This is a genomic window from Streptomyces capparidis, assembly GCF_054782095.1.
Window position 1 is genome coordinate 47,091 of record NZ_BAAGTD010000048.1, and the last position, 24,328, is coordinate 71,418.

At 75.6% G+C, this 24,328-nt stretch carries 23 protein-coding genes and 1 pseudogene; 11 read left to right on the forward strand and 13 right to left on the reverse strand.

The genetic code is table 11. From position 1 onward, the window contains the following. Positions 1–5: 5 nt before the first annotated feature. Complete coding sequence (locus ACYVO2_RS29870; protein WP_461011161.1) at positions 6–602, reverse strand: hypothetical protein; 597 nt, start codon at positions 600–602, stop codon at positions 6–8. Between the two features lie 363 nt (positions 603–965). On the opposite strand from ACYVO2_RS29870, the gene ACYVO2_RS29875 reads away from it, so the two are divergent. Continuing rightward, entirely contained in the window at positions 966–1,304 is a 339-nt protein-coding gene (locus ACYVO2_RS29875) for a hypothetical protein (protein ID WP_461011162.1), read from the forward strand. 46 nt (positions 1,305–1,350) lie between these two features. Here the strand turns inward: ACYVO2_RS29875 and ACYVO2_RS29880 are convergent, their stop codons facing one another. After that, positions 1,351–2,736: an NAD(P)/FAD-dependent oxidoreductase gene (locus ACYVO2_RS29880; protein ID WP_461011163.1), complete on the reverse strand. Its 1,386-nt coding sequence runs from the start codon at positions 2,734–2,736 to the stop codon at positions 1,351–1,353. Between the two features lie 465 nt (positions 2,737–3,201). On the opposite strand from ACYVO2_RS29880, the gene ACYVO2_RS29885 reads away from it, so the two are divergent. Next, positions 3,202–3,582, forward strand: coding sequence for a VOC family protein (locus ACYVO2_RS29885; RefSeq protein WP_461011164.1), 381 nt, complete (start codon positions 3,202–3,204; stop codon positions 3,580–3,582). Positions 3,583–3,595: 13 nt separating this feature from the next. On the opposite strand, the gene ACYVO2_RS29890 is transcribed toward ACYVO2_RS29885, so the two are convergent. Further along, positions 3,596–4,423: an alpha/beta fold hydrolase gene (locus tag ACYVO2_RS29890; protein ID WP_461011165.1), complete on the reverse strand. Its 828-nt coding sequence runs from the start codon at positions 4,421–4,423 to the stop codon at positions 3,596–3,598. A 78-nt stretch (positions 4,424–4,501) separates the two neighbouring features. Here ACYVO2_RS29890 and ACYVO2_RS29895 point away from each other — a divergent pair, with 78 nt between their 5' ends. Then, a complete protein-coding gene (locus ACYVO2_RS29895; protein ID WP_461011166.1) occupies positions 4,502–5,122 on the forward strand; it encodes a sigma-70 family RNA polymerase sigma factor in 621 nt (206 codons plus the stop codon). A gap of 63 nt (positions 5,123–5,185) precedes the next feature. Here ACYVO2_RS29895 and ACYVO2_RS29900 read toward each other — a convergent pair whose 3' ends face one another. Continuing rightward, positions 5,186–5,464 (reverse strand): hypothetical protein, encoded by a 279-nt coding sequence (locus ACYVO2_RS29900; protein ID WP_461011167.1) that lies wholly within the window; start codon positions 5,462–5,464, stop codon positions 5,186–5,188. Positions 5,465–5,612: 148 nt separating this feature from the next. Here ACYVO2_RS29900 and ACYVO2_RS29905 point away from each other — a divergent pair, with 148 nt between their 5' ends. Next, positions 5,613–6,512 carry an aminoglycoside phosphotransferase family protein gene (locus ACYVO2_RS29905; RefSeq protein WP_461011168.1) on the forward strand — a complete coding sequence of 300 codons (900 nt, stop codon included), beginning with the start codon at positions 5,613–5,615 and terminating at the stop codon, positions 6,510–6,512. 61 nt (positions 6,513–6,573) lie between these two features. Here ACYVO2_RS29905 and ACYVO2_RS29910 read toward each other — a convergent pair whose 3' ends face one another. Beyond that, on the reverse strand, positions 6,574–7,599 hold the full coding sequence (locus tag ACYVO2_RS29910) for an AraC-like ligand-binding domain-containing protein (protein ID WP_461011169.1): 1,026 nt from the start codon (positions 7,597–7,599) through the stop codon (positions 6,574–6,576). A 667-nt stretch (positions 7,600–8,266) separates the two neighbouring features. Here ACYVO2_RS29910 and ACYVO2_RS29915 point away from each other — a divergent pair. Next, a complete protein-coding gene (locus ACYVO2_RS29915; RefSeq protein WP_461011170.1) occupies positions 8,267–9,244 on the forward strand; it encodes a polysaccharide deacetylase family protein in 978 nt (325 codons plus the stop codon). A gap of 51 nt (positions 9,245–9,295) precedes the next feature. Here ACYVO2_RS29915 and ACYVO2_RS29920 read toward each other — a convergent pair whose 3' ends face one another. The 3 genes from ACYVO2_RS29920 to ACYVO2_RS29930 all read right to left on the reverse strand — a co-directional run bounded on the left by ACYVO2_RS29920 (position 9,296) and on the right by ACYVO2_RS29930 (position 12,284). Beyond that, positions 9,296–9,766, reverse strand: a complete 471-nt coding sequence (locus ACYVO2_RS29920; RefSeq protein ID WP_461011171.1) for a helix-turn-helix domain-containing protein — start codon at positions 9,764–9,766, stop codon at positions 9,296–9,298. A gap of 608 nt (positions 9,767–10,374) precedes the next feature. Next, positions 10,375–11,232 (reverse strand): maleylpyruvate isomerase family mycothiol-dependent enzyme, encoded by an 858-nt coding sequence (locus tag ACYVO2_RS29925; RefSeq protein ID WP_461011172.1) that lies wholly within the window; start codon positions 11,230–11,232, stop codon positions 10,375–10,377. A gap of 98 nt (positions 11,233–11,330) precedes the next feature. Next, positions 11,331–12,284 carry a MerR family transcriptional regulator gene (locus tag ACYVO2_RS29930; protein WP_461011173.1) on the reverse strand — a complete coding sequence of 318 codons (954 nt, stop codon included), beginning with the start codon at positions 12,282–12,284 and terminating at the stop codon, positions 11,331–11,333. A gap of 68 nt (positions 12,285–12,352) precedes the next feature. Between ACYVO2_RS29930 and ACYVO2_RS29935 the strand changes: the two genes are divergently transcribed. Beyond that, positions 12,353–12,997 (forward strand): maleylpyruvate isomerase family mycothiol-dependent enzyme, encoded by a 645-nt coding sequence (locus ACYVO2_RS29935; protein ID WP_461011174.1) that lies wholly within the window; start codon positions 12,353–12,355, stop codon positions 12,995–12,997. Positions 12,998–13,283: 286 nt separating this feature from the next. Here the strand turns inward: ACYVO2_RS29935 and ACYVO2_RS29940 are convergent, their stop codons facing one another. Further along, on the reverse strand, positions 13,284–13,961 hold the full coding sequence (locus ACYVO2_RS29940) for a lytic polysaccharide monooxygenase auxiliary activity family 9 protein (RefSeq protein WP_461011175.1): 678 nt from the start codon (positions 13,959–13,961) through the stop codon (positions 13,284–13,286). Between the two features lie 347 nt (positions 13,962–14,308). Here ACYVO2_RS29940 and ACYVO2_RS29945 point away from each other — a divergent pair, with 347 nt between their 5' ends. Next, positions 14,309–14,608, forward strand: a complete 300-nt coding sequence (locus tag ACYVO2_RS29945; RefSeq protein ID WP_461011176.1) for a trypco2 family protein — start codon at positions 14,309–14,311, stop codon at positions 14,606–14,608. Positions 14,609–14,644: 36 nt separating this feature from the next. Then, positions 14,645–18,823 (forward strand): trypsin-like peptidase domain-containing protein, encoded by a 4,179-nt coding sequence (locus ACYVO2_RS29950; RefSeq protein WP_461011177.1) that lies wholly within the window; start codon positions 14,645–14,647, stop codon positions 18,821–18,823. Between the two features lie 78 nt (positions 18,824–18,901). Here the strand turns inward: ACYVO2_RS29950 and ACYVO2_RS29955 are convergent, their stop codons facing one another. After that, positions 18,902–20,152 (reverse strand): MFS transporter, encoded by a 1,251-nt coding sequence (locus tag ACYVO2_RS29955; RefSeq protein ID WP_461011178.1) that lies wholly within the window; start codon positions 20,150–20,152, stop codon positions 18,902–18,904. Next, on the reverse strand, positions 20,149–20,292 hold the full coding sequence (locus tag ACYVO2_RS29960; protein ID WP_461011179.1) for a hypothetical protein: 144 nt from the start codon (positions 20,290–20,292) through the stop codon (positions 20,149–20,151). The genes ACYVO2_RS29955 and ACYVO2_RS29960 overlap by 4 nt, the downstream gene beginning before the upstream one ends. Before the next feature lie 56 nt (positions 20,293–20,348). Here ACYVO2_RS29960 and ACYVO2_RS29965 point away from each other — a divergent pair, with 56 nt between their 5' ends. From ACYVO2_RS29965 to ACYVO2_RS29975, 3 genes are all read left to right on the forward strand, one after another. Beyond that, positions 20,349–21,341: an ArsR/SmtB family transcription factor gene (locus ACYVO2_RS29965; RefSeq protein ID WP_461011180.1), complete on the forward strand. Its 993-nt coding sequence runs from the start codon at positions 20,349–20,351 to the stop codon at positions 21,339–21,341. 303 nt (positions 21,342–21,644) lie between these two features. After that, on the forward strand, positions 21,645–21,926 hold the full coding sequence (locus ACYVO2_RS29970) for a hypothetical protein (RefSeq protein WP_461011181.1): 282 nt from the start codon (positions 21,645–21,647) through the stop codon (positions 21,924–21,926). A 252-nt stretch (positions 21,927–22,178) separates the two neighbouring features. Next, a complete protein-coding gene (locus ACYVO2_RS29975; RefSeq protein WP_461011182.1) occupies positions 22,179–22,451 on the forward strand; it encodes a hypothetical protein in 273 nt (90 codons plus the stop codon). A 201-nt stretch (positions 22,452–22,652) separates the two neighbouring features. Here the strand turns inward: ACYVO2_RS29975 and ACYVO2_RS29980 are convergent, their stop codons facing one another. Both ACYVO2_RS29980 and ACYVO2_RS29985 read right to left on the reverse strand, forming a co-directional pair. Further along, on the reverse strand, positions 22,653–23,663 hold the full coding sequence (locus ACYVO2_RS29980; protein WP_461011183.1) for a methyltransferase: 1,011 nt from the start codon (positions 23,661–23,663) through the stop codon (positions 22,653–22,655). Positions 23,664–24,219: 556 nt separating this feature from the next. After that, positions 24,220–24,328: pseudogene (locus ACYVO2_RS29985) on the reverse strand (LuxR family transcriptional regulator); the annotation flags it as partial.

Here is a 24,328-nt window from a genome sequence, read left to right on the forward strand (position 1 = left end):
GCGGTTCACGCCGCCGCGGGCGGACTCCCCGCGGCGCGGCGGCGCCTCCAGTAGGCGAAGGTCAGCACGGCCAGCAGCGGGCCCCACAGGGTCAGCGGCAGGTAGCAGGCGTAGAACCAGGCGGCCTCCCAGCCGCCGGACCGGCTCGGGTGGTCGGCCGGCAGGTCGTCGCCCCGGATCGTCGTGCCCCGGATCTCGCAGACGACGAACAGGAAGGTGAAGGCGAGGGTGAGCGTCGCGGCCCCGACGGCGGCCGGCACCACCGCCGCCCTCGTCGGGACGCGGCGGCCGCGCAGGAGCGGGACCCAGCGCGGGAACACCTCGCCCCACCGGGCGATCAGGCCGATCGCGGTGAACGCGAGGGCTTCGGACAGGACCGACAGGAAGACGACGTAGGCCCGCTCGCCGAGCCCTCGCCCATCGTCGAACGCGGCCGGGAGCCGCCAGACGCCGGACGGCAGGACGGTGAACGGCACGGCGTAGGCGAGGAGCCGCACCCGTCGGGGCACCGCGGCGGCGGGCTCGTGCGCCGCCCGCCATGCGGCACGGAGCCGTCCGGGGCGGGCGGTCGCGGGTTCCTCGACGTGCACGAGCGGCGGCATGCGCGGTCCTCGGTGTCGGCGGGCTCGTCACCGGCCCGTTCGGTGCTTGCGGTCATCAAGATCGCAGCCGGAGGGGCGGCCGCGGATCGCCCCGCGGGCTGACCCGGCTCCGCCCGGGTGCCGACGCGGCGGTACGACCGGAGGATGACGGCGCGGCGCCGCGGCAACCGCGGTCGGACCGGCGATCCGCCCCTGCGCCGCGGCGGCGACGGCCCCGCGGGAACGCGGCGCCGCCCGCGGGAACGACGGTGCGCGCAGCGTGCGTTGTCCCGGCATGGTCGCAACACCGTTGGACATGGCCCCGGACGCGCCGGGCGGTGCCCGTCCGCCCGCCGGGGAGGCGGGACACGGAGGGACGCCCGTATGAGTGAGGTCGTCCCGTATCTGATCGGACTCGCCTGCCTCGGTGCGGTGATGGCGTTCCTCACCTGGCTGAAGGGCGTCATCCGGCGCCGCGGCCTCGCCGGATCGGCCATCGCCGGGGCACTGGCCTCCTACGAGGAGGCGATGCGGATCACCGCGCACGACTCCCACCACGAGGTCCGCGCCCAGGCGGACCGCAAGGCGCCGGCCCTCTCCCCCGACGATCCACGCTGGACCGGCCACCTGGCGTCCGTCCGGCGGGACGGGGCGCGGCGTCCGGCCCGCGCGGGCACCGGACGTCTGCGCCGCCACCTGCGCCGCCGGCGCGGACGCGCCTGAGCGGGCGTCCCGCCCGGGCGCTCGCGTCCGTCCGCCGCCGCGGGCGTCAACCCCGGTGCCCGGGGTGGTGGAAGCGTCGCTCCTCGGCGGTGAGCGGGGGGTCGGGCGGGGGCGGTGCGAGGGGGCCGCGCAGGGCGGCGGCGATGACGTGGGGGGCGATCAGGCGGCGGAAGCCGGTGGAGAGGGTGTAGAGGTCGAGCAGGGCGCGGGTGGCGGCGGGTCGGCTGGTGGCGGTGAGGGTGAGCCGGTCGAGGTAGCGCTGGAGCAGGCGGTCGGCGGGGGTGGGGCGCTTGCCGGTGGCGCCGGGGTAGAGCATGTCCTGGGCGGTGGCCATGGCCCAGGGCTGTTCGACGGTGCGGGCGAGGGCGCGCTGGAGGGCGCGGGCGTGGCCGGGGTGGAGGCCGTGCCGGGTGAGGTGGGCCTTGAGGGCGGCGGCGCTGTGCGCGGCGACGACCATGCCGTGGCCGTAGACGGGGTTGTAGGTGGCCAGGGCGTCGCCGGTGACGAGGAGTCCGGCCGGCCAGTGGGGCAGGCGTTCGTAGTGGTGGCGGCGGTTGGCGGTGCCGCGGGTGAGGTGGACGGGCGTGAGGGGTTCGGCGCCGGCCAGGAGGTCGGCGACGATCGGGTGGCGGGCGCTGCGGGCGAAGGGGAGGAAGTTGTCGGGGTCGGCGGTGGGTTGGCCGCCGTGGGTGCCGGAGACGGTGACCATCCAGCGGTGGTCCTCGATGGGCACGAGGATGGCGGTGCGCGCGGGCCGGGGCAGGTGGGGGTCGGCCTGGACGTTGACCATGGGCATGTTGTCGGTGCCGGGCGGGGCGCGGAAGATCCGGGTGGCGTAGACGAGGCCGGAGTCAACGGTTTCGGTGCGGACTGTGGGCAGGCCGAGTTCGGTGAGCCACCGTCGTGTCCGGGAGCCGCGGCCGGTGGCGTCCACGACCAGGTCGGCCTTCAGCGCTTCGGTGCGGCCGCGCGGGTCGCTCACGCGCACGCCGGTGATCCGGCGCGCGGTGCCGTCCAGGGCTTCGGCGCGGGCGTGGCGCACGGTGATGCCGGGCCGGGCGAGGACGGCGGTGCGGATCGGCCAGTCCATCAGGTCGCGGCCGGCCAGGATCATGTGCTGCATCTCGCTCTGGCGGCGGAACCAGCCCTGCGGGGAGAGCGCCACCAGACCGTCGGGGACGCCGACGCGGCGGGCCCCGGCCTGGAGCCACCGGTGGGTGGCGCCCGGGAGCAGGGCCTCGATGGCGCGGGCCCCGGCGGACCACAGCAGGTGGGAGTGGCGCGCCTGCGGCACGCCCCGGCGCGGGTGGGGTCCCTCGGGCAGCTCGTCCTGCTCGACGACGGTGACGTCGGCGTGGTCGGCGAGCACGGCGGCGGCCAGCAGCCCGGCGAGGCTGCCTCCCAGCACGACGACATGGGCACGGGCCGGCATGCGCATCTCCTCCTCGGGTCGGTGCGCCGGTTCGGGGCGGGGCGAGCGGCGGCGACCGCGCGCCCCGGTGGCCGCCCGGCGCCGCCCTCTGTCCATGCCCCGGTGAGCGGCCGCGCCGAACTCGGTGGGCGGGCCAATCCGCGCGGGAACAATGAGGATCATGGACGTCGGTGTGACGGATCACGGTCACCGGCCCGGAGCTCGACCGCGCCGTCCACACCGAGCCCTGATTCCGGCGGGCCTTCCGCCGCGCCATGGACGAGGCGTTCGCGCAGGGCCCGGACGGCTGTGCGCGGGACACCGCCGGAGCGGCTCCCGGGGCGGATCGCCGCCGGCTCAGTCCAAGCTCGCGGAGCTCATCCAGGGCGTGGGCGCGGCTTCCCGGACGACGCCGGCCGCAGGCGGGGCCGGAGCCGGAAGCCAAGAGGACAGGAACTGGCCGCAATGCGGTGCACGCTGTTTCCCATGACGACGACACTCCGTGGCCTCGCCACCATCCGCTACCACGCCGACGACCTGGCCGCCGCCCGCGCCTGGTACACCGAAGTCCTCGGCGTTGAGCCGTACTTCGAACGCGCCGAGTACATCGAGTTCCGGATCGGCGACCACCTCCAGGAGTTCGGCATCTCGCGCACCCCCTCCGCCCCGGCCGGCGTGGTCGCGTACTGGCACGTGGACGACGTCGACGCGACGCTGGCCCGACTGCTGGGGCTCGGCGCCAGGGAGCACGAGCCGCTGCGGGACTACGGCGACTTCCGCGCCGGAGCCGTGCTCGACCCGTTCGGCAACGTCCTCGGTGTGATGCACAACCCGCACTACCTGGAGTTCCTGGGCGAACGCGGCTGAGCCTGCGGGGCCGTCACGCCAGGAAGGCCGCGGTGGCCGTCACGAAGCGGCCGGCGTCGTCGAGCCAGGGGTAGTGGCCCGACGCCGGCTGCACGACGAGCGTGGCGCGGGGGAACAGCGCCGCGAACTCGGCCGTCGACCGCGGTGGGCTGTTCAGGTCGAACTCCCCGGTGAGCAGCAGGACGGGGGCCAGGCAGGAGGCGAGCGCCGCGCGGGTGGCCCGGGGGGTGAAGGCGCCCTCGGCCGAGAAGAGCGCGACGGCCTCCGGGTTGTCCGGCCGTCCTGCCGCGTGGTGCCTGCGCGCCGCGGCGTCCCACCTGCCCCGGAGGAAGGGGGCGATGGCCTCCCAGTCGCTGCCGGTGCCCGCGGTGATCGCCTCCAGTGCGGCGAACGCCGCGGGGAACCACGGCTCGTCCTTCCGCAGTCGCGCGAGCTCGCGCCGCGTCTCCCCGGTGATCGGCACACCGACGGCCGCGGTGCCGGGGCCGATCAGGGCGAGCCTGCGGAGGCGCCGCGGGAACCGGGCGGCGTACTGCGCCGCGATGTTCGCGCCGGCGGAGTGGGCGAGCACGTCCATCCGGGGCAGCCCGAGGTGCTCGCGCAGCGCCTCGACGTCGCCGGTCAGGCGGTCGCAACGGTAGGTGGAGGTGTCGTCGGGGATCGCGGAGCGGCCGGTGCCGCGGAGGTCCAGGACGATCAGCCGGCGGTGCGCGGACAGGCCGCCGAGGTCGCCGAGGTAGGCGGAGTCCGCGGGGCCTCCCGGGAGGCAGACGAGCGGGTCGCCGTCTCCGTGGACGCGGTAGGCGAGTCGGGTGCCGTCGGGGGCGGAGAAGGTGGGCATGCGGGGATCCTGACAGCCATAACCAGGTTTTACAACTTGGTTATGGCCGGTCGGTGCGGCCGGGTGTATAACCGTGTCGTGGCAGGCGCAGAGAGCGGGGACGACGACAACGGGGCGCTGACCGAGGAGCAGGCCGGGCGGATACTCGCCGGCATGAACGAGGTCATCCGGGCGGGCGAGGAGATGCGGCGGATCCGCGCCGAGCTGATCAGGCTGTTCGCCGACCTCGGCTGGACCCAGGAGAGGATCGCCCGGCTCGCCGACATGAGCCAGCCCGCCGTCTCCAAGCAGGTGGGCAAGGACCGGAGGGGCGCCTCCGTGCCGCCCACGGCGCTCTCCCTCGACCAGCACGACACCCCGTGGCTCGAGGGGCGGCTGTGGGGCCTGGCCGAGGAGATCTCCGAGGCCCTCGACGACACCGCCTGCTGCACCCGGTACCTCAACGCGATCGCCCGGGGCAGGAAGCGCTTCACCCCCCAGAACGTCGACGAGCTGCGCCGCCTGGTCGAGGAGGACCTGAGGGCGCGCCGGGCGGAGCTCCCCGGCAGCCACCGGGAGGCGTACGACGCGATCAGCCGCGGCCTCGACGTCCTCTCCCGGCACGCCGCCGCGGAGGCCGACGCCGCCGGCGCGTCGGCCTCCGCGCGCCGCGCCCTCGCCTACCGGATGCAGCGCGACCGGCTCGGCGGCACCGCCTGAGCCCGGCCGGGCATCCGGTGCGCACTGGTCGCCCGCTCCGCGGTCCGGGTGCCCGCGCACCGGTCACGGGCGGCCGGAGCTCGCGGCGCGTTCGAGTGCCTGGGCGGCCTGCCGCAGGGCCGTCAGCCCGGAGCGGAGCTCCTGCTCCCGCTCGGTCTGCTGCCGGTCGGCGGCCCGCCGGGACAGTGCCTGGACCGGTGCCTGAAGCGCGCCCAGGGCGCCGGCGAGCGCGTACAGCACGCGGTCGGGTGCCTCGGTGTCCGCGATGTCCTCACGCAGCGCCAGCCGGCTCACCGCCGCGCACACCGCGTCGGTCAGGTCCTCAATCGAAGGGGAGGTCATATCCGGGGATCGTACGTACGCACCGTCCCCCAGGGAGGGTGCCGTCTTCCTCCGCCGGAGCGGGCGGTGGGGTCCGCGGTGCCCGCGGGCCGTCCGGGTCGGGAAAGCGTTTGACGCGCGCCGGGCTCCGCGGGTCGGATGGCACCCCATGAGCGCAGCGCAGATGCATCCCGGTCAGCACCCCGTGGACGTGGACCTCGTGCGGCGGCTGGTGCGCGGGCAGTTCCCGCGGTGGGCGGGGCTGGCGGTGGAACGGGTCCCGTCCGGCGGCACGGTCAACGCCATGTACCGGCTGGGCGACGAGATGGTGGTACGGCTGCCGCTGGTGGCGGGCGGGGCGGGGGACGTCGCGCGGGAGCAGCGGTGGCTGCCCCGTCTCGCGCCGCTGCTGCCCGCGGCGGTCCCGGAGGTGCTGGGGGCCGGGGAGCCCGCCGAGGGGTATCCGTGGCCGTGGTCGGTGTACCGGTGGCTGACGGGGGAGAACCCCGAGGCGGGGGCGCTGGGGGAGCCCGTTCCGCTGGCCGAGGACCTGGCCGCCTTCGTCGCGGCGATGCGCGGCGTCACCCTGCCGGGGGCGCCGAAGGCCCACCGCGGCGGGCCGCTCGCCGAGCTGGACGCCTCGACCCGGGCGGCGATCGAGGAGCTGCGCGGGATCCCGCAGGAGGGCGTCGACTGGGACGCCGTGGCCGCCGTGTGGCAGGACGGGCTGCGGGCCCCCGCCTGGGAGGGGCCCGGGGTGTGGCTGCACGCCGATCTGATGCCGGGCAACCTGCTGGTGGACGGCGGCAGGCTGGCCGCGGTGATCGACTTCGGGTGCGCGGGGGTGGGCGATCCGGCCTGCGACCTGTTCCCGGCGTGGAACCTGCTGCCGGCCGAGGCGCGGGAGGTGTTCCGCAAGGCGCTCGGCGTGGACGACGCGACGTGGCGGCGCGGCCGGGCGCGGACGCTGTCGCAGGCGCTGATCGCCCTGCCGTACTACCGGAGCACCAACCCGGCGATGGCGCGCAACGCCCGGCACGTGATCCGGGCGGTGCTGGACGAGGGCTGAGGCCCGCCCGTCCCCCACCGCGCGGCCGGCGCACCGGGCGGGGCGGCGCGCCCGCTCCCGCTCAGCGGGCCGCTCCGACCCGGCCCCGCGGGTCGCCGCCCATCCGGTCGCCCGCGTCGCCGGCCTGGGCGGCGTTCCGGTGCTCCCGGGGGGAGACGCCGTAGGCGGCGCGGAAGGCGCGGCTGAAGTGGGCGGGGGCGGTGAAGCCCCAGTGGGCGGCGATGGCGTGGATGGGGCGGGCGGCCAGTTGGGGGTCGGCGAGGTCGTGGCGGCACCGCTCCAGGCGGCGGTGGTGGATCCAGGCGGCCACGGTGCGGTCGTGCTCGGCGAACAGCCGGTGCAGGTGGCGGGTGGAGATGCCGTGGGCGGTGGCGATGGCCTCGGGGGTGAGACCGGGGTCGCCCAGGTGCTGGTCGACGAAGGTGTGGACGCGCAGCCACAGGGTGCGCCTGGCCGCCTCCGCGGAGACGCCGTCCTCGGCGTCCAGTCGGCGGGCGAGGGTCGTGGTCACCAGGTCTGCGGTGACCGAGGCCAGGGTGGGGGCCGCGGTCGGGGCGAGCTCGTGGGCGCGGGAGTGCAGGTCGGTCAGCCAGCCGCGGAGCATCCTGGCCATGCCGTCGTCCGCCGGGAAGGCGACGCCGAGCAGGCGCCGCACCGCCTTGTCGGGCAGGGGCAGCAGGGCGTGGGGCAACTCGGCGATGATGGACGACCAGTCACCGGCGGTGGTGTGCAGCTCGCCGACCGAGGGGTGGCTGCTGTCGACGACGATGAGCTGCCCCGCGCGGAACTGCGAGCACCGTCCGCCCTGCTCGTGGCGTCCGCTGCCGGACAGCAGGACGTGCACGTGGTAGACCTCGGGGTCGGCCTGACGGATCAGCCGCGAGCCGCGCACGACCTTCAGGTGCGGATTGGCCAGCCCGGTGATCTTCACGTCCCCCAGGGACAGCAGGCGCAGCCGCCCGCAGAAGTCGTCCCTGTCGTCGCTGCTCAACTCGACCTTGATGGTCGACGCCGAGCGGAACGCCTCCCACCTGTCGAACCGCTCCGGCGCGGCCACGGTCTCCGAGCCGAACTCCTCCACCAGCATGCCGAGCCTCGCCCCCGCTGACTCCTACGGCCCCGAACATGACATGCGAACGTGTATGCAGTCCAGCGGACGTCCGGCCGGCGCGCAGGCGACGGAGGCCGGGTCCGAGGGTTTCGCGCAGGTCGTCGCGGTGCGGTCGGTCGCCGGGTCGAACAGGTCGAGCGGCGGCCGACCGGCACGCCCGGGGACACGCGAGTCGCACTGGACGAGCCGCCGCGCGGTGGTCCCGCCGCGGCCGGCGGGAGATGGCAGCGGGGGTCGGCCGCGGTGCCGTGCCGCCTTGCTTCTCCCGCCCCTGGCAAGAGGCTTCGAATGTTTCGAGCCTTCCGGCTCGCGCCTTGCTCTCGATTCCGGGGATCCTCCTTCCTCACTCCCGTGCCGGGAAGTCGGTGACGGGATCTTCCAGGGAGAACTCCTTGCCGACAAGGATCTTGATCAAGCGAATATTTCGAAAGGATTGCCGAAAGCGTTGACAGTGCATCAGGGCGGTCCAACACTGTTCGCCGTTGACAGACCTCAACCGCTGTCGATCCAGGTCGCCACCGTGAGACCTGGTCCTCCGGTCGCTGGGCGCACGACGACCGGACATGCCCCGTCTGCCTGCTCCCCCCACCGTGACGCCGGCCTGCCCGCGGTCACGCCGCAAGCACGAGGAGGACCATCCCGTATGCGTACCAAACCGCGTTCGTCGCTACGCTCCCTGGTCACGAGGCTGGCCGTCGCCGCGGCCGTCGTGGCGAGCACCCTCGTCGTGAACGCCGCCCCGTCACAGGCCGCCGCCTGCAACGGGTACGTCGGGCTCACCTTCGACGACGGCCCGTCGGCCAGCACGCCGGGCCTGCTCAACGCGCTGAAGCAGAACGGGCTGCGGGCCACGATGTTCAACCAGGGCCAGAACGCCGCCGCCAACCCGTCCCAGGTCCGGGCCCAGGTGGACGCGGGCATGTGGGTCGCGAACCACAGCTACACCCACCCGCACCTGACCCAGTTGGGCCAGGCGCAGATCGACTCGGAGATCTCCCGGACCCAGCAGGCCATCGCCAACGCGGGCGGGGGCACGCCGAAGCTGTTCCGCCCGCCGTACGGCGAGAGCAACGCGACGGTCCGGGCGGTCGCGGCCAAGTACGGCCTGACCGAGATCATGTGGGACGTGGACTCGCAGGACTGGAACGGCGCGAGCACCGACGCGATCGTGCAGGCCGCGTCCCGGCTGACCAACGGCCAGATCATCCTGATGCACGACTGGTCCGCCAACACGCTCGCCGCCATCCCGCGCATCGCGCAGGGGCTGGCCGCCCGCGGCCTGTGCGCCGGCATGATCTCCCCGCAGACCGGCCGGGCCGTGGCCCCCGACGGCAGCGGAGGCGGAGGCGGGGGCAGCGGCTGCACGGCGACCCTGTCCGCGGGCCAGAAGTGGAGCGACCGGTACAACCTCAACGTCTCGGTCACCGGCTCCGGCAACTGGACCGTGACGATGAACATCCCCTCCCCGCAGAAGGTCATCGCCACCTGGAACGCCGGCGTCAGCCATCCCAGCCCGCAGGTGCTGACCGCCAGGCCCAACGGCAGCGGCAACAACTGGGGCCTCACCATCCAGAGCAACGGCTCCTGGACCTGGCCGACGGTCTCCTGTAGCGCGAGCTGACCCGGCACGCCCGGGACACCCTCCCCGTAGGCGGCGACCCACGGCCCCCGCCTACGGGGACCCCGGCGCCCCGGGCCGACGGCCGCCGGCCCCGTCCACAGGTCCCTTCCGCTCAGCACCGCCGCGGCCGCCGGGTCGCGCGTCGGCACCGGGTCCCCCGCCCTGGACCTCCACCGTCCGGGCGGCGTGCCGATGCTCCCTGGGCGAGACGCCGTACGCGGCGCGGAAGGCGCGACTGAACTGGGCGGGGCCGGTGAAACCCCACTGGGCGGCGATGGACTGGATGGGGCGGGCGGCCAGTTGGGGGTCGGCGAGGTCGTCGCGGCAGCACTCCAGCCGGCGGTGGCGGATCCAGGCGGCCACGGTGCGGTCGTGCTCGGCGAACAGCCGGTGCAGGTGGCGGGTGGAGATGCCGTGGGCGGCGGCGATCGCCTCGGGGCCCAGGGCGGGGTCGCCCAGGTGCTGGTCGATGAAGGCGTGGACGCGCAGCCACAGCGCGCGTCTGCGGGCCTGGTCCGTCATGCCGCCCCCGGTGTCCGGGCGGCGGGGGCGGGCGGCGGCAGGAGGCGCGGCCGTGCGGCGGTCACGACCTCCGGGTGGGGCCGGGCCGGCCCGGTGATCCGCGCCTCCCCCGGGGAGGGCGGGCGTGGCCGCGCGCGCAAGCCGCCCCGGTGCGTGCCGCTCCGCCCGTGGGGCGGGCGCGACCTGTCGGCGGGGTGCCGGTGGGCGCCGAAGCGCTCCGCCCCGACCACGGTCTCCGAGTCGAACTCCGTCACCACCACGCCGAGCCTCGCCCCCGCTGACTCCCTTATGGCCCTGAACATGACACGTCGATGCGCGCCCGGTCCAGAGGGCGTCGCCCCGGACGAGGTGGCGGTCCTCGCCCGGGACGGGGCGGCGGGGGCACCCGGCGGGCGCCGGGCGGCCGGCAGCGGGATCGGCGGCGCCGCGGGCGGGCGACGAGTTCGGCGCGGGCGGCGGGGGCGGGTCCGTCGAGGGCGGTCGGCTCCGGGCCCGCGTCCGGGAGCGCGCCGACCGGGGTGGCCGGCTCACCCCCGGCGAGCGGGTCGACGTCGCCCGTGCCCCGCCGCCGCACAACCGGCTGGTCCCGCAGGTCTCCTGGTGCGCCGTCAGTGGACGACGGACACGATGGCGCAGGCGGCCTCGGCCAGGTCGCGGTCGCCGCTGACCCGGGCGCGGGCGAGGGCGGTGGCCGGTTCGATGCCCCGGGTGCACAGCCGCCAGGCGGTCTCCGCGTCCAGCCCGACGCGGGCGGCGGGGCGGCCGGCGGCGGGCTCGGCCAGGGACCAGCGGTCCCGGGTGGCGGTGACCGTCCACACTCCCCCGGCGGGACCCTCGACGTCCACCTGGATCTGCGTGCCGACGGGGGCGCCGGTGCCGCGCAGGGTGTGGGGCAGCGCCCGCATGAAGGTGTCCAGCACCACCGACAGGACACGCGGATCGGGGTCGGTGCCCTGGCCGGTGGCGTGCCGGATCTGCTGGCGGTGCGTCCAGTACTCGGTGAGCTCACGGGCGCTGTCCAGCCACATCGGCGACGGGTCGGCGCCGGCCCAGGACACCCCCAGCGAAGCGGCGCCGGGGTCGGCGGTCTCGAAGAACCGGACGACCTGCCCGCCGATCAGCTCCACGGTGTCCAGGAGCGCGGCCGGGCTCACCCGGGACCACGCGGCGACCCACTCGTGGTTGACGCGGTGGATGAACCGCTCCAACGTCTCCCCCGGCGCGAGGGCGAGCCCCTCGCGGTGCCCGTCGCGGCCCCCGGCGAGGCGCCCGTAGAAGTCGCCCAGGATGTGGGCGGCCAGGTCGCGCACGGTCCAGCCCGGCACCGCCTCCCTGCGCCAGTCGTCGGCCGTCAGGCCGCGCAGCGTGGCCACCAGCGCGGCCTGCTCGGGGGCGAAGAAGGAGCGGGCGTCGATCGGGGCACCGAGCCAGGGGTGCTCCGGGGCGGGAGTCGGCTGGGAACGCATGGCCCAAGCGTGCCCGAGCGCGGGCCTGGGGGAAAACCGATCAGGGCCGCCGCTCGCCGTCGGCCCGTCCCCGCTCCGGCGCACCCCGGGGGCAGCCGTCACGCACCGGAAGCGACGGAGCGCTCCAGTGCGCCGAGCAGCCAGTCGTGGCGGGCGCCGATGGTCGCCTCGTCACCCGTCACCTCGCCCACCAGGCTCCAGTAGCGGCGGATGCGCGGATCGGGGTCCACCGCGGCGGGCGTCCACGACCCGTGCGCGAACGCCGTCAGCAACCGGCGCCGGAACGCGGGGGTGTCCCGGCCGTTCCGCACCGCCGCGTGGGCCTCGACGAACCGGTCCAGCGCGGGCCCCGGCGCGGGCCGCTGCCGCGCGCGCACCGGGGCCCCGGCCATCTCGCACGCCTCGCCGATCCCGGTCAGCAGCGCCACCGGGTCGGAGACCGCCTCCCGGTCGGCCCCAGCGCGCGCCAGCAGCTTCCGCCCCAGCGACCGGTCCGCGACCAGGGCCGCCAGCTCGGCGTAGGCGACCACCTGCGCCGGGGTCGGGTCGGCGGGCAGGCCGGGGACGCTGACGTCGAGGAACATGCCGAACGTCTCCGGTGGCAGCGGCGTGGTGAACAGGCCGCGCCAGAACGCCGCCAGGGCGTCACCGGCGGCGCGCCCGCCGTCCACCGCGGCGAGCAGTTCCAGGCGGGCGGCCCGCTCGGCCGGGCCTGCCTCCTCGACCGCGCGCAGCGCCGCGCGGCGCCAGGCGAGCGCCTCCCACTCGGCGTCCAGCGCGGCGCGTTCGGCGGCCACGGCCTCGCCGACGGAGAGCCGCCCGGCGAGGACGTCCCCGAGCGCGGGCAGACCGACCCCGAGCCTGCGCAGCCGCCGGACCAGGAGGAGGCGGTCCACCGCCGCGGGGTCGAACCTGCGGTGCCCGCCCGCGCTGCGCCGCGCCTGGAGGATGCCCTCGTCGCAGTAGAAGCGGACGGTGCGCACGGGCACGCCGCTCAGTCGGGCCAGCTCGCCGATGGTGAGCGCCGCCCCATCTCCTGTGACCTCGGTCACGATGACTGGAACCTCCACCTGGGTGCGCTTCCTACCGTATGGACCCACCAGCGAGGGGAGCAACGACCATGGAGAACCCGGACATCGAGCGGCTCGCCGAGGGCCTGCGGAAGCACACCGCCGCCTTCGCCGCCGCGATCGGCGGCGTGGACCCGGGCAGGCCCGTCCCCACCTGCCCGCAGTGGCGGGTGCGGGATCTCGTCGGGCACATCGGCCAGGCGCACCGATGGGCGGCGGGGATCGCCAGGACCGGTGAGTTCGGCGGCGTGCCGGATCCGCGCGAGGCCGACCCCGGCGACCCGCGGGAGTGGGCCGGGTGGCTGTCCGACGGCGCCGAGGAGCTGATCGCCGCGGTCCTCGGCGCCGACCCGGGGGCCGCCGTGTGGACCTACCTCGGGCCGCGGCCCGCGGCGTTCTGGCTCCGCCGGATGCTGCACGACACCTGCGTGCACCACGCCGACGCGGGGTTCACCGCCGCCACCGCGTTCCGGGTCGCCCCGGACCTGGCCGCGGGCGCGATCAGCGAGGCGCTGGAACTGCTGTGCGCGCCGGGCGCGGAGACGCTCAAGCCCGCCCTGGCCGAGCTGCGCGGCAACGGCGAGACGCTGCGACTCAGCCCCACGGAGCGGTCGGAGCGCGGGTGGCTGATCACCCGCACGCCCCTCGGGGCGAGGTGGGAGCGGGGACGGCCGCGGCGGCGGACGTGGTGGTGACCGGGGCGGTGCGGGATCTCCTGCTGCTGTTCACCCGGCGCCTGACGGCGGACGACCCCGCGATCGTGATCACCGGTGACGACGCCCTCATGAGGCACTGGCTGGCGCACACGGCGCTGTGACCGCCCGGCGCGGAGCCGGCGCCGCCCGACGCCGGAACGCCGCCGCGCGGCCCGGCCCGCCGGTGTCGCGGCGGGCCGGTGTGCCGGCGCGCGAAAGCGACTCCGCCCGGACGCGCGGGCGTCCGGGCGGAGTCGGTGGCTCGGTGGTTCCGGGGTCCTGTGGCTCAGAAGGTCACGTCGCTACAGAAGAAGTAGATCTGGTCCGCGTGCGACGCCTTCCAGATCGTGTACACGACGTGGTGACCGGTGCGGCCGGGAGCGGTCACGTTGACGGTGTAGTGGTTGGCCGGCGCGTACTTGCCGGTGGTGGTCAGCAGGTCCAGGTCACCCCAGTCCAGGGCGTCCGTCTGGGCGTTGTAGCCCTGCTTGGTCACGTAGACCCGCAGGTAGTCGGCGCCGTGGTACGCCTGGTCCAGCACGTCGACGGTGAAGTTGTTGGTGATCTTGTCGGTCTTCCACGCGCCCGGCGTGTCCATGGAGTTGTAGCGGCCGTCCCCGGTGCGCCCGGCGCTGCACAGTTGGTTGTCGGGGATGAACGCCTGGAAGTTGCCGCCGGTGCCCTCCCGGTACAGGCCGTTCCAGTTCCACATGGCGTTGGTGTTGTGCTGCCACGCCTGCCAGCACATGGGGTCCTGCTGCGCCATGGCCGGGTTCTGGAAGTCGCTGCCCCAGCGCTGCCAGCATCCGTAGTTGCGGGAGACGGGGTCGGCTGTCGAGCCGTGGGCATCGGCGGTCGGGGTGGACCAGGGTGTCACCATGAGCATCGCGGCGGCCAGGACCGCCAGCAGCGCGCGGAGGGTCCAGCCGCGCGCGTCTGTGCGCGCGAGTTGAGGCGTCTTCACTGCGACTCCTTGTCCGGAGCGTGTGGGGGGTTGGTGGTTCCGGGGTGGGAGCGCTCCCAGTGGTATGGCCTTTTCCCCACCGTCACGCGGCTGAAACGTTGCAGGGTTACGATCGGCGGCCGCTCAAGTCGGGCCAGTCCCTTCGCTCCTGCGCCGCGCGTCGGGACCGGAGCGACGGCGGTGCCGTCCGGGGCGGGTGAGGCGGCCCCGACGCGCCCGCCCGCACCCGCCTCCCGCTCGCGCCGCGGGGCGTTCCGGCCGCGGGACTCCTCCTGTTGTTCCGACTCGCCCGACGCCGGGCGCGTTCGGGGCTACAGTCGCGGAACAGCGAACCGGGGAGGAGCGCCGTGATCGAACTGTCCAAGGTGATCGAGGAGTTGCGGAACGAGTTGGAGACGGCGGTCGCCGCGGGGGCGGGGCGGGCGCTGCGCTTCGAGCTGGGGCCGATCGAGGTGGAGGTCGAGGTGGCCATCACCAAGGAGAAGGGCGGCGGGGCGAAGGTCCGGTTCTGGGTGGTGGACGCCGAAGCGCAGGGCAAGCTGTCGGACGCCGCCACGCAGCGGATCAGGCTCACGCTGGAGCCGAAGGTGGCCGCCACCGGCAGGCGCCCCGAGGTGTCCGGCGCGGCCGTGCCCGGCGAGCGCTGAGGCCGGGCACGGCGGCGGCACCGAGGGAGGGGGAGCATGGGGGTGGCCTCCGCTGCGGGGGCGGGGCCCGGTCTCGATCCGGACCGGGTCGCCGAGGTCATCGTGGGCGGGCCGGGGTCGGCCGTCGACGAGCGGGGGTCCGGGTACCGGGTGCGGGCGGGCGTGGTGCTCACCGCCGCCCATGTGGTGGGGGACGAGCCCGCGGTGCGCGTCCGGTTCCGGGCGGACCGTCCCGGCGCCTGGACCGCCGACGGCACCGTCGTGTGGCGGGACGCCGGCATCGACGTGGCCGTGGTGGCCGTCGCCGAGGCCGGCCGCCCCGCGGGGTCCGTGCCGCCGGTGCGGTACGGGGGTGTGCGCGGGCGGGACGGCCTGCTGCCGTGCAGCGCCATGGGGTTCCCGCGGCACCGGATGATGCAGGACCCGCCGCGGGGGGACGGCTCGGGGCCGCGCTCGTTCTACCGCGACTCCGCGCATGTGACGGGTGCGGCGAGCCCGTGGTCGAACCTGCGGGAGGGCACGCTCTCGCTGCGGGTGCCGCCGCCGGAGTACGACCCCGACCCGGCGGCTTCGCCGTGGCAGGGCATGTCCGGTGCCGCGGTGTGGAGCGGCGGGTGCCTGATCGGGCTGATCCGGCGCCACCACGCCGCCGACGGGCTGGGCGAGCTCGCGGCGAGCCGGGTGGACCGCTGGTACGAGCAGCTCGACGGGGCGCGGCTGGGCGAGCTCGCCGCGTTCATCGGGCTGCCCGCCCGCGAGCGGCTCACCGTGGTCGGCCCGCCGCCGCGGCCGGACGCGCGGCGGGAGGAGGTGCTGCGCGCTGTGCTGGCCGCCGAGCGCGCCGCCTCGTCGGCGCTGCCCTACCGCTTCCCCGGGCTGCGGCCGCCCGCCCGGGACCGCGTCCACGTGCCGCAGGCCGTCGTCATGGCCGCGGCGCCCGGGGACTGCGCGCGGTACACCGCCGAGCGGACGCCCGCGGCCCGGGCGCTGGCCTCCTGCCGTCATCTGCTGATGGAGGGGGTGGCGGGCGCGGGCAAGTCGACGTTCGTCCGGCGGGTGGCCGGGGCGCTGGCCGAAGCCCGGCTGACGGACGGCCCGCCGCCGGAGGAGTTCGCCGGGGTGTCCGGGGTGGCCGTCGTCGTGCCGGCCGCGCATCTGACGGGGGACGCTCCGCTGCCCGTGCTGCTGCGGGACTCGGTGCGCGGACGCCTTGGGGTCCGGCTCGCCCGGGAGCTGCCCGCCGACTTCTTCGAGCGGGCGCCGGACGAGGGCCCGTGGCTGCTGCTGGTCGACGGCCTGGACGAGATCCCTGACCCGGTGGACCGCGAGCGGGTGCTCGGGACGGCCGCCGCCGACGCAGCGAGGCCGGACAGCCCCTACCGCTGGGTCGTCACCACCCGCCCGCTGGGCCCGGGGGAACCGGAGCCGCTGCGGGAGGCCGGGTTCGGCCGCTGCGCGCTCGCCCCCTTCGACGACGACCAGTTGCGCGCCCTGGCCCGCAGTCGCCTGGCGGGGGACGCCCCCGGCGCGGCACCCGGCGGCCGCCGGGCGGCGGACGAGCGCGTGGCCGCCTTCCTGCGGGAGGTGGACGTCAGCGGCCTGCGCCAGCTCGTCAGGACGCCGCTGCTGGCCGCCATCACCCTCGCCATCCACCACCGGGCCGGGGGTCAGGGGCTGCCCTCGGGGCGGCCGGGACTGTACCGGGAGTTCGTCTCCTACCTGCTGACCGGCCGGGAGGGGGAGGCCGGGCGGCGCGCCGCCTTCCGGGCGGCGGCACTGGCCGCGGGCGCGGGCGAGCGCGCCGCGGACTGGCTGTACGACCACCGGGTCGCGCTGCTCCAGCACCTGGCGAGCCGCACCCTGGCCGACGGCGGGCCGCTGCCGGACGCGGCGGCGCGGTGGACGCGCGACCGGGTGCCGGAGCTGCCCGACTTCCTGGTGGGCTGGCCGGAGATCGTGCTGGGCCTGCTGACCGGCAGCGGTCTGCTCACCAACGACGAGGAGACCGGCGCGCTCAGGTGGACGCACCGCAGCCTCGCCGACTACCTGGCGGCCCGGGAGGCCGCCGACGCGCTGCCGGTCGGCTGGCCCGGCGACGCCCGCGACGCCGACCCGCTGCTGCGGCGGGCCCTGGCCGGCGAGGACCAGGAGCAGGCCGTGCTGACCCTCGCCTGCTGGGCGGAGCGGCGCCCGGCGGAGGCGGGGCGACTGCTGGAGTGGCTGGCCGCGGCCAGCGACGGCTTCGACCCCCTGCTGCTGGGCCACGGCGGGGGCATCGTCATCGGCGAGGACAGCACCCGCCTGGACCGGCACGCCGCGCTGGCCGGCAGGCTCATGGCCGAAGGGGTGGCCGCGCCCGAGCCCTTGGCGGAGCGGATCCTGGACCGGCTGCTGGAGCGCGCCCGCTCGATGTTCACCGGCGACCACTTCTGCCGGATCGTCGCCGCGCAGCCGAGGCGCGACCGGGCCAGGAGCGCGCTGCTGGCGATGGCGGGCGACGACCGACTGCCGCCGGCGGCCCGCGCCGACGCGGTGGTGACGCTGGGCCGGGTCCTCGGCCCCCGCCCGCTGCACGAGGCCACCAGGTCGCTGCTGGAGCTGACCGTGCCGGCGCAGTACAACGAGAGCACGGCGCGGGGCCACCGGACCGTCACCGTCGCCGACGCGCGGGCGCTGGTCGCGCACAAGCTGTCCCGGCTCGGCGGCATGGCCCGTCCCGTGGTCGGCGAGTTCCTCGACCGGCTGTTCCCGGCGGAGGACGACGTCTGGGGCCGGTACCTGGCCGCCGACGCGGCCGTCCGGGTGGGCGAGGCCGAGCGGGCCACGGCGCTGCTCGCCTCCGCGCCGGACCCCCGCAGGCGGCACTACGGCTGGGAGGTGTCGGTGCTGCTGCGGGCCGGTGCGCGGGAGCGGGCGGCGCGGGCGGCGCGGGAGATGCTCGACGCCTACGACCCGGACGACCACTGGTCCGTGCCGCAGTTCGACAGCGAGGTCCTCGGGGTCGTCGACGCCTACCTGGAGGCCGCCCTGCCCGATGAGGCGCGGGCGTTCGCCGGCAGCGCCGTCGCGGTGGCCACCGGGCGGGAGCGGGCGACGGCCCTGGCGGCGCTGGTCCGCGCGGGCGACCCGGGCCCGGCGAGCGCGGCCCTGAACGGGCTCGCCGGGACGCCTGCCGACCCGGACGGCGAGCACCGCATGGACCTCGACGACTGGGTGCTGCTGGCCCGGAGGCTGTGGGAGGAGGGCCTGACCGACCAGGTCCGGGCGGCCTGCGACGCGCTGCTGCGGGAGGGGGTGAACACCAGCCCGTTCGTGGCTCTGAGCCTGGGCAGGCTGCTGCGGGAGGTCGGCCACCCCCAGCACCGGCCGCTGCTGCGCCGGCTCGCCGTGCACGGCGACGACAGGGTGCGCCACGCGGCGGCCCTGGAGCTCGTCGAGTCCGGCGACCCGCAGGGCGCGGAGGCCCTGCTCGCGCTGGCCGAAAGCCCTCTGCCGGACATTCGGGAGGCCGTCCGCGTCGCCGAGTCGCTGCTGCGGGTGAAGGCGGAGCAGGACGCGGTGCGGCTGCTGCTGCGCCTGGCGGAACGCACGCCCACCGACTGGTGGTCGGGGCGCTCGACGGTGTTCGACCTGCTGTGCCGGGTGCGGCCCGCCGAGGGGCGGCGGGTCCTGCTCGGCCTGGCGGAGGCCCGGGCCCTGGTCGGTGAGGAGGTGCTGGACGCGGCGGACCACCTGCTGCGGCTCGGGGAGGGACGGGCCGCGGTCGCGCTGGCCGACGCGGTGGCGGCGCGCCAGGACGCCGGGCCCGCCGACGTGGTGCGCGCCGCGCGGCTCTTCGGTGGGGCGGGCGACATGGAGCGGACGGCCGCGGCGTGCGAGCGGGCGCTGGAGGCCGCCGCGCGGGCCGCGGGCCTGGACCGGCCGCTGTCCGAGCTCGAGGAGGTCGTGCACGCCGCCGACTTCCTGCACGCCGAAGGGCGGTTCGGGGCGCGGCAGTGCGCGCTGCTGGCCGCGGCGACCTGGGGCACCGTCCGGCCGGGCATGACCCCGCGGGACAAGGCCCTGGTCCTGCGGATCGCCGAACTGCTGGTGGACGGCGGGGCCGCCGGCGAGGCCGAGCGGCTCCTGGCGGCGACCGCCGGGCACGGCGTCGGCGACGACACCGGCCGCCGTGTCGCGCGGGCCCTGCGGGGGCTGCGCGACACGGCGGGGTGAGCCCGCGGTCCCCGGGCCGGGGGGCGGCGACCCCGGCGGGGAGCCGGCCGGATCCGCGGCGGCGCCGGGCCGTGGGGGTCAGTCGGCGGGCCCGAGCCGGGGCGCGGTGCCGGGGGTGGGCGGGTGGATGTCGGGCAGCGGGTGGCGGGCCTTGCCGTCCGCCGTCCTCGGGCCGGGCCGGGCCAGGAGGTGGCGGGCGAGGGCGAGTGAGGCGAGCGCCGCGACGAGGGCGCACACCCCGTGCCAGCCGGTGTGGCCGTGGACTCGCACACCGAGCCAGGAGCCCGCGCTGCCCCCGGCGTAGGCGCAGGTCATGTAGGCGGTGTTGAGCCTGCTGCGGGCGTCGGGGCGCAGGGCGTAGACCCGTGCCATGTTGGCGACCGCGCCGGACTGCATCGCGACGTCGAGCAGCAGCGTGCCGGCGACCAGCGCCACCAGCCCCGGCACGCCGCCGCCGGACCCCGCGGCGAGCACGGCCGCCGCGACCAGCACCCCGAGCAGGCACACCAGGTTCACCCGGTCGGGTCCGCGGCGGTCCACCAGGCGTCCGGCGGCCGGGGTGCACAGCATGGTCGCCGCGCCGACCAGGGCCAGCATCCCGACCGCGTGGGCGCCCATGTCGTAGGCGGGGCCGGTGAGGAGCAGCGCCAGGCACGTCCACACGGCGGAGAAGCCGGCGAAGACCATCGCCTGGTAGAAGCAGGAACGGCGCAGGTCCGGCTCGGCGCGCAGCAGGCGCAGCGACTCGGCGAGCAGCGCCGGGTAGGGCTGGCGCGAGGGCGGGGTGGTGGCCGGCACCGTGCGGGACAGGACGCCCGCGAGCAGCAGGACCAGGGCCGCGGCCACCAGGTAGGGGGCTCGCCAGCCCAACCATTCGCCGAGCGCCCCGCCGAAGGTGCGGGCCAGCAGCATGCCGCCGATCGACCCGCTCAGCAGGGTGCCGAGCACCGCTCCGCGGCGCTCCGCGGGCACCAGGCCGACGGCCAGCGGGCCGACGATCTGCGCGGCCACGGTGGTGAGGCCGACGGCGACGCTGGCGGCGACGAGGAACGGCAGGGCCGGGGCGCAGCCCGCGGCGAGCAGCCCGAGGCCGGTCAGGGCGAGCAGGACGACCAGGAACGGGCGGTGCGGGAGCCGGTCGCCGAGCGGCACCAGCAGGAACATCGCGGCGGTGTAGCCGATCTGGGTGGCGGTCACCGCCCAGGCGGCCGAGTCGGGCGAGGTGTGCAGCTCTTCGGCGATGAGCGGGATCACCGCCTGCGGGAAGTAGATGTTGCCCACGGCGACGGCGCAGGTCACGCTCAGGACGAGGAGCAGCCGGCGGGTCATCCGCGGTCCACCGGCCCGTCCGCGGCGTGGAGGGGCCGGCCGGGGGCGGTGGCGGTCTCGGGGCCGGCCGCGGCGGCGCGGATGCCGCGGGCCGTGCCCGCGGCGGGGGCGGCGCGCCGCCCGTGGGCTCCAGGTGTCATACGGGGAAGTCCACGGCACCGGGGGCCCGCCGCCAACTGATGTAGCGTGGAGCTTAATGATCAGCTTTGTGCTCGGTGTGGAGGACCTCGCGGACACCCGGTTCGCCCTCTCGCCCCTGCACGAGACCCTGTTCAGCCTGCGGGTGCTCCAGGATCCGGGCCTGTCCGCGCTGCACCTGCCGTGGCGCAGGGCCGTGCTCGGCCGGCTCGGCGGGCTGGACACCGGGCTGCTGATGTCCCTGGTCGCGCGGCGGCGCACCCTGCCCGACTTCCTGACCCCGCGGCCCGAGGTCTTCGCGCCGGGCTTCGAGGAGGAGCTGGCCGCCGTCCGCCGGGTCTCCCCCGGCCGGGTCCGCCGCGACCTGCTGGCCACCCACGCGCCGGATCCGCTGCCCGCGGCCCTGCGCGACGCCGCCGCCGGTGACGACGCGGCGGTCGCCCGGCTCAGGGACGCCGTCTGCGCCCTCCTGGCGCGGTACTGGGAGCTGGCCGTCGAGCCGATGTGGCCGCGGATGCGGCTGCTGCTCGAGGCCGACATGACCTACCGCGCCCGGCAGCTCGCCCTGGGCGGCGCCCGCCAGCTCTTCGCCGGGATGCACCCCAATCTGCGCTGGCACGACGGCGTGCTGTACATCGACAAGATGATCAGCAGGCACCGTGTCGAGGCGGCCGGCCGGGGGTTGCTGCTGCTGCCGTCCGTGTTCGCCCACAAGCCGGCGCCCCCGCTCAGCCCGGAGCAGGCGCCCTCGCTGGTCTACCCCTGCCGGGGAGTGGCCACGCTGTGGGCCACGGCGCCCGCCGCCGACACCACCGCCCTCACGTCGCTGCTCGGGGCACCGCGGACCCGGCTGCTCGGCCTGCTGGAGGAGCCGCTCCCCACGGTGGAGCTCGCCCGCCGCCTCGGGGTCACCCCGAGCGCGGTGTCCCAGCATCTGCGCGTGCTGCACGCGACGGGCCTGGTCACCCGGGCCCGCGACGGACGCCAGGTCCTGTACCGCCGCAGCTCCCTCGGCGACCGGCTGACCGAGGGGCACCGGCAGCCGCAGTGAGCGTTGCCGCCGCGCCCTTGAGGGCTTCCCGCGACCGGCCCGCGCAAGCGGTGGAACGGCCGCGGCGGCCGAGTTCCGCTTTCCCGCGGGAATCCGCTCTGCCCTGGCCATGACTTCCCCGAAGTCCTCACCGCGGTGACGCGGTCATTTTTTTAGGCCGTCCGGGCTGCTGAGCCTGACACACCGAAAGCAGACGGGGCATCCATACTTCCCGCCTGTAATCTCATCGCTAGATCAGCAGAGCTCACGGGATGTTCATCCCTTCGGGAGCGGCGGGCTGGTCGGAGATGAAGGGAACGGCAAATGATGATGTTGAAGGCCGCCGCGGTGTCGCTTGCCGCTGCCGTGCTGGCGGTGGGCGGCTCCGCGTCCCATGCCGCCGCAGCCGGGAATTCGGCTCACCAGAGCCCTTGGTTCGCGCAATTCGGGGGCGGCGGCACCCTCCAGATCCTCCCCTGCCTACAACTGCCGGTGATTCCCATCATCATCCTGTCGCGCTACGAGCAGCATTCCGACTGCTCGTTCAAGCTGCTGAACTTCAAGTCCGAGGACTCCGTGAGGAACGAGCAGGTCGGGCGCCGTTAGCCCACCCCTGACCGTACCCTCCCGTCCGCGAGGGCGACCCTCGACCCCCCGATGGCACGGGCACGCTGCGCCGGTACCGGCCGGTTCCTTGCGCCGTCACGGCAGGACCACGACTGTCCGCCCTCTCCTCTTCTCTTCGCTCCGCGAAAAGGACAGCCGGGAATTCGGCCGCCTCATCGGTGCGCCGGACACCCCGGTGGCCGGAATGCGACAGTCAGCACCCATCCACCCTTCTCCCTGGAGAAAACCACCATGAAGATGATGAAGGCTCTCGTGGCGCCGATCGCCGCACTCGCCGTCATGGGCGGCGCGACGGCCGCCCACGCCGGCGGAAACGGTTTCACCTACGCCGAGAACGACAGCTTCTTCCCGTGCGGCCAGGTCCCGATCATCCCGATCGTGGTCCTGTCGGGCTACAAGCAGAAGGCGGACTGCTCCCAGGAAGTCAACGACATCGAGGTCTACGACATCCGCTACAACAAGCAGCAGGGCAAGGACAACCGCTACGCGTCGTTCCGCCGGTAACGGCGGCGACCGCGGCCGCCGCCCGGCCGGATCGGCCGGTACGCGGGAAGCGGCGTTGCGCGTGGAACCTCGGCGTGGCGTGCCCACCGGCGCATTCGGCGGTGGGCACGCCACGCCTGCGCCGCACCGGGGACGCCCCCGCCCGCCCCGGTTCGGCGGGGCGGGCGGGAGCGGCGGGCCTCGGGCCCGTGGGCGGTCCGGTCACGGCTTGACGGCCGTCACCACCCCGTTGGCGCCCAGGGCCTTCATCGGCAGGACCCGCACGTCGGTGAAGCCGGTCCCGGTGAGCCAGCGGGTGTACTCCGCGCCGGAGTAGCTGCGGCCCCGGGTGTGGGTGAGCATGTTCAGGCTCATCAGGGCGGGCTGGATCGGGCCGGTCAGCTCGTCGTCCAGCAGCAGCTCGCTGATGAACACCCGGCCCCCGGACGGCAGGGCCCGGTGGCATTTGCGCAGGATCTCCAGGTCCTGCTCCTCGGCCCAACTGTGCAGGACCAGGGAGAGCAGCACCGCGTCGTGGCCCCGCGGCAGCTCCGCGTCGCGGAAGAAGTCCCCGGTGTGCACGTCGATGCGTTCGGTGAGACCGGCCTCGGCGGCCTTCTTCTGCGCCACCGCGCAGGCGGGCGCGATGTCGTAAACGGTCGTCCGCAGCCCGGGGTGGCGCCGGCACAGCTCGATGCCGTACGCGCCGGAGCCCCCGCCGACGTCGAGCAGGCGCCGCACCCCGCTGAAGTCGGCCACCTGCGACAGCGCCCGCGCGGTGAACGAGGACAGGGCGTGCATGCCGTCCCAGACCAGGGTCCGGGTCCGCTCGTCGGGATCGGCGAACGGGGACTGCCGCTCGTCGTCGGCGGTCATCACCGGACTGTTGGTGCGCACCGCGTCCAGCAGTTTGAGGGACGCCGGGTGGATCAGCTTCTCCGACATCATCAGCCAGCCGCCGAAGTAGTACGGCTTGTCCGGGACGAGGTAGGTCTCGGCCATCTCGGAGTTGCGGTACCGGTCGCCGTCCTTGACCAGCAGCTCCAGCGCCGTGCACGCGGTGAGCAGGATCTGCGTGGGCCGCATGTCCGTGCCCCACTCCCGGGCGAGCTCCGGGGCGGTGGCGCCGCCGGTGGCCGACAGCCGGTCGAACAGGCCGAGTTCGTGCGCGCTGACCAGCGCACGGAAGGACCAGAAGGCGGTGGCCATCCGCATCAGCGGCAGCGGAGACACCTGCGTCGGCTCCTGGGGGGCGTTTCCCTGCGAGGGCACAACCATTGAGAGAATCCTCCTGCCGGTGACGAAATGGGGGTCGGTTCCCGTCGAGGTGTTCACCGGATTCACCTCGTACTCGGCATGTGCGGGGGCATGCCGTGAACGGCCGGGCCATGCGCTCAGGGCCGCAGTGCGCACCCGGCAGCCGTACGGGCTTGGGGCACCTTTTCCCGCCGGGATTCCCGTGCGTCGCGTACCGCTTTCCGGGAGGGGATTCCGTGCGCGGTGCGGCGCCGGAACCCGCCTTCCGGTCGTTCGGTTTTTCTTGGCGCGGCTTTTCTTCGTCGAGCGTACACAGCACCGTTTCCGCGGAACACCCATGTTTCCGCCGGTGCCCACCCCTATGAAACGCGGGCCGCCCCCGTATTACGCGGGGCGGAACCCCGTACGCGGGCGGCGGGCCGGGGCGGGGCCGATCGGCGCGGTGGGCAGCGCGAGGACCTCCGGGGCGGTGGCGCGCCCCGGAGGTCCTCGCGGTGATCGGTGGTGCCGTTCCCGTCAGCGGGGAGGCGGCTCACTCCACGGCCGGCTCCAGGATGATCTCGACGGGGAGGTTCTCCCGGCTGGTGATGTCGAGCTTGCGGTAGATGCGGGTCAGGTGCTGCTCCACCGTGCTCACCGTG

Excerpts from the sequence above, each read along its gene's own strand:
- ACYVO2_RS29970 (WP_461011181.1), top strand. The coding sequence starts at position 21,645 with ATGATGATGTTGAAGGCCGCCGCGGTGTCGCTTGCCGCTGCCGTGCTG.
- ACYVO2_RS29935 (WP_461011174.1), top strand. The coding sequence starts at position 12,353 with ATGGAGAACCCGGACATCGAGCGGCTCGCCGAGGGCCTGCGGAAGCAC.
- ACYVO2_RS29885 (WP_461011164.1), top strand. The coding sequence starts at position 3,202 with ATGACGACGACACTCCGTGGCCTCGCCACCATCCGCTACCACGCCGAC.
- ACYVO2_RS29910 (WP_461011169.1), bottom strand. The coding sequence starts at position 7,599 with ATGCTGGTGGAGGAGTTCGGCTCGGAGACCGTGGCCGCGCCGGAGCGG.
- ACYVO2_RS29915 (WP_461011170.1), top strand. The coding sequence starts at position 8,267 with ATGCGTACCAAACCGCGTTCGTCGCTACGCTCCCTGGTCACGAGGCTG.
- ACYVO2_RS29870 (WP_461011161.1), bottom strand. The coding sequence starts at position 602 with ATGCCGCCGCTCGTGCACGTCGAGGAACCCGCGACCGCCCGCCCCGGA.
- ACYVO2_RS29875 (WP_461011162.1), top strand. The coding sequence starts at position 966 with ATGAGTGAGGTCGTCCCGTATCTGATCGGACTCGCCTGCCTCGGTGCG.
- ACYVO2_RS29920 (WP_461011171.1), bottom strand. The coding sequence starts at position 9,766 with ATGACGGACCAGGCCCGCAGACGCGCGCTGTGGCTGCGCGTCCACGCC.
- ACYVO2_RS29975 (WP_461011182.1), top strand. The coding sequence starts at position 22,179 with ATGAAGATGATGAAGGCTCTCGTGGCGCCGATCGCCGCACTCGCCGTC.
- ACYVO2_RS29890 (WP_461011165.1), bottom strand. The coding sequence starts at position 4,423 with ATGCCCACCTTCTCCGCCCCCGACGGCACCCGACTCGCCTACCGCGTC.
- ACYVO2_RS29880 (WP_461011163.1), bottom strand. The coding sequence starts at position 2,736 with ATGCCGGCCCGTGCCCATGTCGTCGTGCTGGGAGGCAGCCTCGCCGGG.
- ACYVO2_RS29960 (WP_461011179.1), bottom strand. The coding sequence starts at position 20,292 with ATGACACCTGGAGCCCACGGGCGGCGCGCCGCCCCCGCCGCGGGCACG.
- ACYVO2_RS29950 (WP_461011177.1), top strand. The coding sequence starts at position 14,645 with ATGGGGGTGGCCTCCGCTGCGGGGGCGGGGCCCGGTCTCGATCCGGAC.
- ACYVO2_RS29965 (WP_461011180.1), top strand. The coding sequence starts at position 20,349 with ATGATCAGCTTTGTGCTCGGTGTGGAGGACCTCGCGGACACCCGGTTC.
- ACYVO2_RS29900 (WP_461011167.1), bottom strand. The coding sequence starts at position 5,464 with ATGACCTCCCCTTCGATTGAGGACCTGACCGACGCGGTGTGCGCGGCG.
- ACYVO2_RS29905 (WP_461011168.1), top strand. The coding sequence starts at position 5,613 with ATGAGCGCAGCGCAGATGCATCCCGGTCAGCACCCCGTGGACGTGGAC.
- ACYVO2_RS29955 (WP_461011178.1), bottom strand. The coding sequence starts at position 20,152 with ATGACCCGCCGGCTGCTCCTCGTCCTGAGCGTGACCTGCGCCGTCGCC.
- ACYVO2_RS29925 (WP_461011172.1), bottom strand. The coding sequence starts at position 11,232 with ATGCGTTCCCAGCCGACTCCCGCCCCGGAGCACCCCTGGCTCGGTGCC.